General features: G+C 69.6%; 9 protein-coding genes. 6 read left to right on the forward strand and 3 right to left on the reverse strand.

What is annotated here, in order from left to right; genetic code table 11:
* The 3 genes from ETQ85_RS20995 to ETQ85_RS21005 form a co-directional block, all read left to right on the forward strand.
* The coding region (locus ETQ85_RS20995) for an AAA family ATPase (protein ID WP_148581023.1) at positions 1-423 on the forward strand (423 nt) is incomplete at its 5' end.
* A gap of 12 nt (positions 424-435) precedes the next feature.
* Positions 436-3,834, forward strand: coding sequence for an eCIS core domain-containing protein (locus ETQ85_RS21000; protein ID WP_246128848.1), 3,399 nt, complete (start codon positions 436-438; stop codon positions 3,832-3,834).
* Complete coding sequence (locus ETQ85_RS21005; RefSeq protein ID WP_148581024.1) at positions 3,831-4,388, forward strand: HEAT repeat domain-containing protein; 558 nt, start codon at positions 3,831-3,833, stop codon at positions 4,386-4,388. The genes ETQ85_RS21000 and ETQ85_RS21005 overlap by 4 nt, the downstream gene beginning before the upstream one ends.
* Positions 4,389-4,393: 5 nt before the next feature.
* Here ETQ85_RS21005 and ETQ85_RS21010 read toward each other — a convergent pair whose 3' ends face one another.
* On the reverse strand, positions 4,394-5,269 hold the full coding sequence (locus ETQ85_RS21010; protein ID WP_148581025.1) for a LysR family transcriptional regulator: 876 nt from the start codon (positions 5,267-5,269) through the stop codon (positions 4,394-4,396).
* 194 nt (positions 5,270-5,463) lie between these two features.
* Here ETQ85_RS21010 and ETQ85_RS21015 point away from each other — a divergent pair, with 194 nt between their 5' ends.
* Positions 5,464-6,063: a cysteine hydrolase family protein gene (locus ETQ85_RS21015; RefSeq protein WP_148581026.1), complete on the forward strand. Its 600-nt coding sequence runs from the start codon at positions 5,464-5,466 to the stop codon at positions 6,061-6,063.
* Positions 6,064-6,081: 18 nt separating this feature from the next.
* Here the strand turns inward: ETQ85_RS21015 and ETQ85_RS21020 are convergent, their stop codons facing one another.
* Both ETQ85_RS21020 and ETQ85_RS21025 read right to left on the reverse strand, forming a co-directional pair.
* Positions 6,082-6,450, reverse strand: a complete 369-nt coding sequence (locus tag ETQ85_RS21020; RefSeq protein WP_148581027.1) for a hypothetical protein — start codon at positions 6,448-6,450, stop codon at positions 6,082-6,084.
* Positions 6,451-6,472: 22 nt separating this feature from the next.
* Positions 6,473-6,793, reverse strand: a complete 321-nt coding sequence (locus ETQ85_RS21025; RefSeq protein WP_148581028.1) for a DUF1840 domain-containing protein — start codon at positions 6,791-6,793, stop codon at positions 6,473-6,475.
* Between the two features lie 126 nt (positions 6,794-6,919).
* On the opposite strand from ETQ85_RS21025, the gene rarD reads away from it, so the two are divergent.
* Complete coding sequence (gene rarD, locus ETQ85_RS21030; protein ID WP_148581029.1) at positions 6,920-7,813, forward strand: EamA family transporter RarD; 894 nt, start codon at positions 6,920-6,922, stop codon at positions 7,811-7,813.
* 53 nt (positions 7,814-7,866) lie between these two features.
* Positions 7,867-8,486: ROK family protein (locus ETQ85_RS27055; RefSeq protein WP_246128849.1), on the forward strand; the 620-nt coding region annotated here is incomplete at its 3' end.

Here is an 8,486-nt window from a genome sequence, read left to right on the forward strand (position 1 = left end):
GCCCTGTTCGGCAAGCGCACCAGCGTGTCCGACGCCCACGACCGCTACGCCAACCAGGAAGTCAGCTACCTGCTGCAGCGCATCGAGGCCTTCAGCGGCGTGGTGATCCTCGCCACCAATTTGCGCCACAACATCGACGACGCCTTCATGCGGCGCTTCCAGTCGGTGGTGGCCTTTCCGCTGCCCAGGGCCGCCGAACGCCTGCGCCTGTGGCAGGAAGCCTTTCCGGCCGCCGTGCACCTCGATCCGGCTCTCGATCTGCCCACCCTGGCCCGCCAGCACGAGATTTCCGGCGGCACCATCATGAACGTGGTGCGCTACGCCTGCCTGCAGGCCCTCGGCCGCGGCGACGGCATCGTGCGCCCCGGCGCGGTGGACGAAGGCATCCGCCGCGAACTGCTCAAGGAGGGCCGGGCCAGCTAGCCCGGCACGGCCATGAACGCGCCGCTCTCCCGCCAGGCCCTGCGCGCCCCCGAACACCGGGCGGTGACGCCGCCGGTGCAGGTGCAGACGCCCGCCATGGCCATGCGGTCGGCCACCTCGGCGGCACCGCCGTCCCTCGCCGGGCTGAAGGTCTCCAGCCCCCACGATGCCGCCGAACACGAGGCCACCCAAGTCGCCCGCCGCATCGTCAGCCTGCCGCCGGCCCCGGTCTCGAACAGCAGCGCCCGCTTTGCCGGTTTGGTGCCGACCTCCGCCCAGCGCGCCCCGGCCCCCGCTTCGGCGCCGGCCGCGCGGTCGACCTCCACCCCGGTCCCCGGCCTGCCCGGCAGTGGCCAGCCGCTGCCGCGCCCGGTGCGGGATTTCATGGAGCCGCGCTTTGGTGCCGACTTCTCGGCGGTGCGCATCCACACCGGCCCGCAGGCCGCCCAGGCCAGCCGTCAGCTCAACGCCGCGGCCTTCACGGTGGGCAACCAGATCGTCTTCGGCCGCGATGCCTACCAGCCCGACAGCGGCGCCGGCCGCGAGCTGATCGCCCATGAGCTGACCCACACCATCCAGCAGGGCGCCGCGCCGCAAGTCCGGCGCAGCCTTGCCCCGGCGGTGAACGAGCGCAGCACCCCGGCCGTGCAGCGCCTGGGCATCGGCGACGCGCTCAACTACTTCGCCGAGCACGCCAACAACCTGCCCGGCTTCCGCATGTTCACGCTGGTGCTCGGCGTGAACCCGATCAACCTGCGCGCCGTGGACCGCTCGCCGGGCAATCTGCTGCGCGCGGTGGTCGAGCTGATGCCCGGCGGCGCGCTGATCACCCGCGCGCTCGACAACCACGGCATCATCGACCGGGTGGCCGGCTGGGTGCAGCAGCAGATCGCCACCCTCGGCATGGTCGGCAGCAGCATCCGCCAGGCGGTGGACCGCTTCCTCGACGGCCTCGGCTGGCGCGACATCTTCGACCTCGGCGGGGTGTGGGAGCGGGCCAAACGCATCGTCACCGAGCCCATCGGGCGCATCACCAGTTTCGTCGGCGGGCTGGTGTCGGGCGTGCTGCAGTTCATCCGCGACGCCATCCTGCGGCCGCTGGCCGGGCTGGCCGCCAACACCCGTGGCTGGGATCTGCTGTGCGCCGTGCTGGGCCGCAACCCGATTACCGGCGAAGCCGTGCCGCGCACCGCCGCCACGCTGATCGGCGGCTTCATGCGCCTGATCGGGCAGGAGGAGGTCTGGCAGAACATCCAGCGCGGCAACGCCATCGGCCGCGCCTTTGCGTGGTTCCAGGGCGCGCTGGCCGGGCTGATGGGCTTTGTCACGGCGCTGCCGGGCCTGTTCATGGACACCCTGCGCAGCCTCGGCGTGGCCGATCTGGTGACCCTGCCGCAAACCTTCGCGCGCATCGCCCGGGTCTTCGGCGACTTTGCCGGGCGCTTTTTCAGCTGGGCCGGACAGCAGGTCATGAGCCTGCTGGAAATCATCTTCGAGGTCGTCGCCCCCAGCGTGATGCCCTACCTGCGCCGCGCCGCCGGGGCCCTGCGCACCATCATCGCCGACCCGATCCGCTTCATCGGCAACCTGGTGCGCGCCGGCGTGCAGGGCCTGCGCCAGTTCGCCACCAACATCCTGACCCACCTGCGCGCCTCCCTCATCGGCTGGCTCACCGGCGCGATGGGCGGCGCCGGCCTCTACATCCCGCAGGCCTTCACGCTGCCGGAGATCGTCAAGTTCGTGCTCAGCGTGCTTGGCCTGACCTGGCAGAACATTCGCGGCAAGCTGGTGCGGGTGGTGGGCGAAACCGCCGTCAATGCCCTCGAAACCGGCTTCGATATCGTCGTCACGCTGGTCCGCGAAGGGCCGGCGGCGGCCTGGCAGAAGATCCAGGAAACGCTCGGCAACCTGCGCGACATGGTCATGGAGCAGGTCATGAGCTTCGTGCGCACCAGCATCGTGACCGCCGCCATCACCCGCCTGGTGAGCAGCCTCAACCCGGCCGGCGCCTTCATCCAGGCCATCATCGCCATCTACAACACGGTGATGTTCTTCATCGAGCGGATGCGCCAGATCGCCCAGGTGGCCGCCTCGGTGATCGACTCGATTGCCGCCATCGCCAGCGGGGCCATCGGGGCCGCCGCCAACCGGGTCGAGCAGAGCATGGCCGGACTCCTGACGCTGGTGATCAGCTTCCTGGCCCGGCTGGTCGGCCTAGGGCGGGTCAGCGATGCGGTGACCAACATCATCAACCGCATCCGCGCGCCCATCGACCGGGCGCTTGACCGGGTGGTGGACTGGATCGTCGCGGCGGCCCGCCGGCTCGGCCGCTTCGTGGCCCAGGCCGGGGTGCCCAACGATCCGCGCGAACGCCTGCGCCTGGGCATGGATGCGGCCGTCGCGGTGGTGGCCCGGCGGCCGGGCGGCGGGCCGCTCAACGCCGGCCTGATCAACGGGCTGATGACGGCCATCCGGGTGCGCTACGGCTTCCGCATCCTCGAAGCGGTGTTCGAGGGCGGGCGCTGGTGGGTGCGCGGCGAGATCAACCCGGGCGAGCGGCGCCCCCTCACCGAAGACGACATCGCCCTGCTGCGCCAGATCCGCGAAGTGGCCGACCGCGAACTGGATGCCGCCAGCAGCGGCCAGCCGGTAGTGGCCAGCGGCACCCACGACACCCCACGGGTCATTCCGCCGGGCGGGGTGGTCATCGTCGCCGCCAGTCTGCCCACCACCCTGCCGCGGGGCGGGCAGGAAGTGCTGGCCACCACCGAGGCCGGCGGTCGCGGCGTCGTCCGTCGCCCGCCCTTTGGCGATGCCATCGTCACCGGCGCCTCGCCAGACGAACGGCGCGTGCGCATCGGCCGCTACCGGGACGTGGCGGCCACCCTGTCGTCCATCGGCAACGACCGCTTCGTCGCCTCGGCGGCCCGCGATCTGCTGCAGCACGGCGAAATTTCCAGCGGCGCCCGCCACCTGACCAGCTGGTTCGGCGGCTTCCGCACCCTGATGGGCCTGGAGGTGCGCCGTGACCCGATGGCCCTGGCGACCCTCGGCTCGGTGCTGACCATGGCCGGCGCCGGTGCCCTGAGCATCAGCGCGGCCTTCGCCCAGGCCGGCGACGCCAGCGCCGCCGAGCGCCCCGAGGGTCAGGCCCTGTTCACCCATGCGGCCCCCGGCGCGCTGGCCACCCTGCGCCAGGTGCGCGACGAAGTCGGTGCCCCCCAGCGCCCCAACGCGCCGGCCAGCCGCAGCAGCCGCGCCGTCGCCCAGCGGGCCATGCAGGCCGAAGTGGAAGCCGTTACCCGCGCCGCGCAGATCATCCTGCGCACCAACGTGCGCCCGTCCAACGCCGACATCGTCGCCGCTGTGCGGCAGGCCATGCGCGGCATCATCGGCGGGCGCGCAGCATGAAAAAACTGGCCCTCGCCCACCCTCCCCGCCTGGAAGAAGTCGCCCGGCGCGCGGCCACCCTCGGCTGGCACTTCACCGACGAATTCCCCGCCGACAGCGATTGCCCCTACGAAGCGATCTGGACCCTGCCGGAGTCCGGCACCGAGGTGCATTACATTGTCGATGACATCGCCGGCGCCAGCTTCTTCACCTTCAGGTCCGACGCCAGCCCCGAACTGGAAGCCACGCTGGTCAAGCGCTTCGCCTGCCGCTCCCTCGACCAGGCCCTGAGCAGCGCCGAACAGGCCACCGATCCGACCCTGCAGATCGAAGCCGCGGCGATGATCGCCGTCCTCGGCCCGGAGGCGTTCGATCCGCGCTGCCACGCCGCCATCGCCCATCTGATGAGCGCCGCCGATCCACGGGTACGCCTGCGCGCCGTGGTTGCCGCCGCCGTCCTCGGCTGGCGGGAGTTCATTCCGCAGATCAAGGGCATCGCCGCCAGCGACAACACCGACTACGTGCGCTGGCGGGCCACGGACGTGCTGGCAGCGTTCGCCCGCAGCGGACTCTGAATGCGTCAGCCCCCCGCCAGTACCCCCCGGAAGGCCGCGGCATCGGCCGTGAAGCATTCCGCCAGCCAGTCGGCAGTGGCTGCCACACGGGCCTGCTGACGGGCATCCCGGTGAATCAGCAGCCACAGGTCGCGGCTCAGCACCGGCTGCGGCCCGCACAGCCGCACCAGGCCTGGATGGGCATCGGCCAGGAAGCACGGCAGGACCCCGTGGCCGACTCCGCTGGCCACCGCCACGGCGAGCCCGCGCACGCTGTTGGAACGCAAACGCACCCGACCGCCGCGCAGGTGAGGCACCAGCCAGCGCATCTCCGGCGTGTGGGCCAGATCCTCGTTGTAGGTCACCCAGTCGCCCGGCGGCACCGGCAGGTCGCCGCGGGCCGCGCCGTAGGCAGCAAAACCCATGTCGGCCAGTTTGCGGATCAGGAAATCACCACTATCTGGCCGGGCCAGGCGAATGGCGATGTCGGCCTCGCGACGCGACACGTTGAGGTTGTCGTTGCTGGCAATCAGCTCGACCGCCAGTTCCGGGTGACGGGCATACAGGGCCGGCAAGCGCGGGATCAGGTATTCGGCGACGATGGCGCTCACCGACGTGACCCGCACCACGCCGCTCACCGCCTGGGCGCCGGCCTCGGCCATGCGCACCACGCCGGCCACGTCCTCCTCGATGCGCCCGGCGCGCTCCAGCACCCGGGTGCCCAACAGGGTCGGCTGCCAGCGGCCATCGCTGCGCTCGAACAGCGGCGTGCCAAGCGCCTCCTCCAGCGCCCGCAGACGCCGCGCAACGGTGGTCTGGTCCACCTTGAGGCGACGGGCCGCCGCAGCCAGCGTGCCCTCCCGCCCGATCACCACCAGAAAACGCAGGTCGTCCCAGTTCAAGCCAATGCTCCTGTAGGTCGGACTGAAGTCCGACAACACGCTTCGATTACCGACCGAGTCGAACGGAAGTCCGACCCACAGAAATGCAGAAGGCTGCAATTTTGCAGGAATCGCCGGCATGAATGTCGATTTACGCAGGGCATCACCAGGCCTAGTCTTGCGGCACCCAATTCACGTCATCAAGGAGATCTGCCATGTCCGAACCCGTCACCCTGCGCCAGTTGTCCGGCCTGCCCGCCGAGCCCGCTCCCTTGTCCGAATGCGTGCTGATCCTGGTCGATGCACAGAACACCTACCGCAGCGGCGTGATGGCCCTGACCGGCATCGAGCCGGCCCTCGACGAATGCGCAAGCCTGCTGGCCCGCGCCCGGGCGCTGAAAATTCCGGTGATCCACATTCAGCACGATGCCGGCCCCGGTTCGCCCTACGACATCCGCGCCGAGATCGGCGCCATTGCCGACAAGGTGGCGCCCATCGAAGGTGAAGCGGTGGTGGTGAAGAACTACCCGAATTCCTTCGTCGGCACCGATCTGGACGCCCGCCTGAAGGCCGTCGGTGCAACGAAGCTGGTGATTGCCGGTTTCATGACCCACATGTGCATCAACTCCACCAGCCGCGGCGCCTTCAACCTGGGCTATGCGGTGACGGTACCCGCCAGCGCCACGGCCACTCGCCCGCTGCCGGCCATTGGTGGCGGCACACTGACGGCCGATTCGGTGCAGGCCGTGGCCCTGGCCGCGCTGGGAGATCTGTTTGCGGTGGTGGTGCCGACCACCGCCGGCATTCAGGACTGAAGCGCTGCTGGCCAGCGCCTAGGCGGCCACGCTGTGTGCCACCTGGCGCCGGGCCAGATAGGCCGGCCCCAGCTTCGTCGTCAGGGCACCGGCCTTGCGCCAGATGTCCGGATGCGGACGGAAGCTGTCACGCAGTTGCTTCCACAGGGGCGAGGCCTTGTGCAGCAACTCGTGGAGCAGCGTGTCGAGGAGGTCAAGAGCGTCGTCGTCAGACAAGTGCGCAAGATAGCGCGGGTTAAGGCGCAGGGTGTCGGAATGCCAGCGGTACTGGCCGAACACCCGCCCGGCCGGTGACAGCTTGCGCGTGCACAGGTGCTTCGGGATACCCAGCTGGGGCAGGGTTTCCCGCACCAGATCCAGCGCTGTGTCGATGTCGCGTTGAGTCATGCTTGCCCCCGGCCGAAAGACCTCAAACGCCCCACGTGACCGGCACCTCGTCCTTCAGGGAGCGCACCAGTAGTTCAAGCAGCGGCACCGCGCGCTGGAAGAAGCTGACACCGACGGCAGTCGGCTTGGCTTCGTCTTCGGTCTCGTCGGCAGCTTCCTTCTGGCGCTGCTTGTCGGCCTCGATGGCGGCCTTGAGGGCGGCGATGGCGGCCGGCAGCTGCGCGACGGTGACGATGCCCTTGGCGTCCTGCGGATCCTTGCCCAGCACGCCGAGCATCTCCTTGCCGTTTTTGTCGAACATGATGACGTCGCCGCTGGCGGGGGATTTGAAGATGATCAGCATGGTGGGCAGTCCTGGCAGTGGAATGTCGCCATTGTAGGCCCGCCGGCCCGTCTGGCGGAAAACCCCAAGGGCAAACCCGCGGGGCAGGTGCTAAGGTTCCGTCCCGACCTTCCGCCAGCGTAAACCGTGGATAAAGGCAAAACCCTCGCCGGAATCGGCTTCGGCCTCGGTGCCTACGGCATCTGGGGCTTCTTCCCGCTGTTCTTCCGCCAGCTCGGCCATGTGAGCCCCCTCGACCTGCTGTGCAACCGGGCGGTGTGGGGCTGCCTGTTTGTCAGCCTGATTCTTAGCGCCCGCGGCAACTGGTCGGCAACCCTCACCGCCGCGCGCCGGCCGGGCACGGTCTTGCGCCTGAGCATCGCCGCGCTGCTGGTGGGTTCCAACTGGCTGGCCTTCCTGTGGGCGGTGGACCAGCGCCAGGTGGTGGCCTCGAGCCTGGGCTACTTCCTGACTCCGCTGGTGAACATCCTGCTCGGCATGCTGGTGCTCAAGGAGCGCCTCAACGGCAAGGAGTGGGCCTCGGTCGGGCTGGCCGTGGCGGCGGTCGGCAACGAGTTCCTCTCGCTGGGCAGCCTGCCGTGGATCTCCCTGTTCATCGGCGGCAGCTTCGGGCTCTACGGGCTGGTCAGGAAGCAGGTGGCCGTCGATGCGATCTCCGGTCTGTGGCTGGAAACCCTGTCGCTGCTGCCGCTGCTGGGCCTCTACGTCCTGTGGCAGAACAGTCAGGGTCACAGCGTATTCACTGGTTTCGACACCGCCACCCAGTGGCTGCTGCCGATGGCCGGCGCGCTCACCGCCCTGCCCTTGATGCTCTTTGCCGCCGCCACCCAGCGCCTCAACCTGGCCACGGTGGGCATGCTGATGTACATCAACCCGACCCTGCAATTCCTCACCGCGGTGATGATCTTCGACGAAGTGCTGCAACCGGCCCGACTGGTCACCTTCGCACTGATCTGGGCCGGACTGCTGCTGTACAGCTGGAGCGGCTGGCAGAAGTACCGGCAAACCCGGCCGGCCTGAGCCCAAACCGGGCAGCAGCGCTATCATCCGGTCTTTCTTTCCCGGAGCAAGGCGTGCGCATCGGCATCGACCTCGGCGGTACCAAGATCGAAATCATCGCCCTCGACACAGCGGGCACCACCCTGGCCCGGCGACGGGTGGCAACACCGCAGGGCGACTATGCCGGAACCCTGGCAACAGTGGCCGGGCTGGTGAGCGGCGTCGAAAGCGAACTCGGTCAGCGCGGCACGCTGGGCATCGGCACGCCAGGCGCCTTGTCGCGCGTCAGCGGACGGATCAAGAACGCCAATTCCACCTGCCTGAACGGCCAGCCGCTGCTCGACGACCTGCAGGCCTTGCTGGGGCGCGAGGTGCGCATCGCCAACGACGCCAACTGCCTGGCCCTGTCGGAGGCGTCGGATGGTGCGGCGGCGGGCGCGGAGGTGGTCTTCGGGGTGATCCTCGGCACCGGTGTCGGTGGCGGCATCGTGGTGCGCGGACAGGTGCTTGATGGCCCCAACGGGATTGCCGGCGAGTGGGGCCACAATCCGCTGCCACTGCCAGCCGGCGCCGATCTGCCGCTGCCGGCTTGCTACTGCGGCCGCTTCGGCTGTGTGGAAACCTACCTCTCGGGCCCCGGGCTGGCGGCCGACCACGCCCGCATGAGCGGCGCCACGCTGGCGCCCGAGGCCAT

Source organism: Zoogloea oleivorans (assembly GCF_008107625.1).
In the GTDB taxonomy this organism is placed as follows: domain Bacteria; phylum Pseudomonadota; class Gammaproteobacteria; order Burkholderiales; family Rhodocyclaceae; genus Zoogloea; species Zoogloea oleivorans.

Bases quoted from the DNA above. Each gene is read 5' to 3' on its own strand.
- ETQ85_RS21000 (WP_246128848.1), top strand. From the start codon at position 436: ATGAACGCGCCGCTCTCCCGCCAGGCCCTGCGCGCCCCCGAACACCGG.
- ETQ85_RS21020 (WP_148581027.1), bottom strand. From the start codon at position 6,450: ATGACTCAACGCGACATCGACACAGCGCTGGATCTGGTGCGGGAAACC.
- ETQ85_RS21025 (WP_148581028.1), bottom strand. From the start codon at position 6,793: ATGCTGATCATCTTCAAATCCCCCGCCAGCGGCGACGTCATCATGTTC.
- ETQ85_RS21015 (WP_148581026.1), top strand. From the start codon at position 5,464: ATGTCCGAACCCGTCACCCTGCGCCAGTTGTCCGGCCTGCCCGCCGAG.
- ETQ85_RS21005 (WP_148581024.1), top strand. From the start codon at position 3,831: ATGAAAAAACTGGCCCTCGCCCACCCTCCCCGCCTGGAAGAAGTCGCC.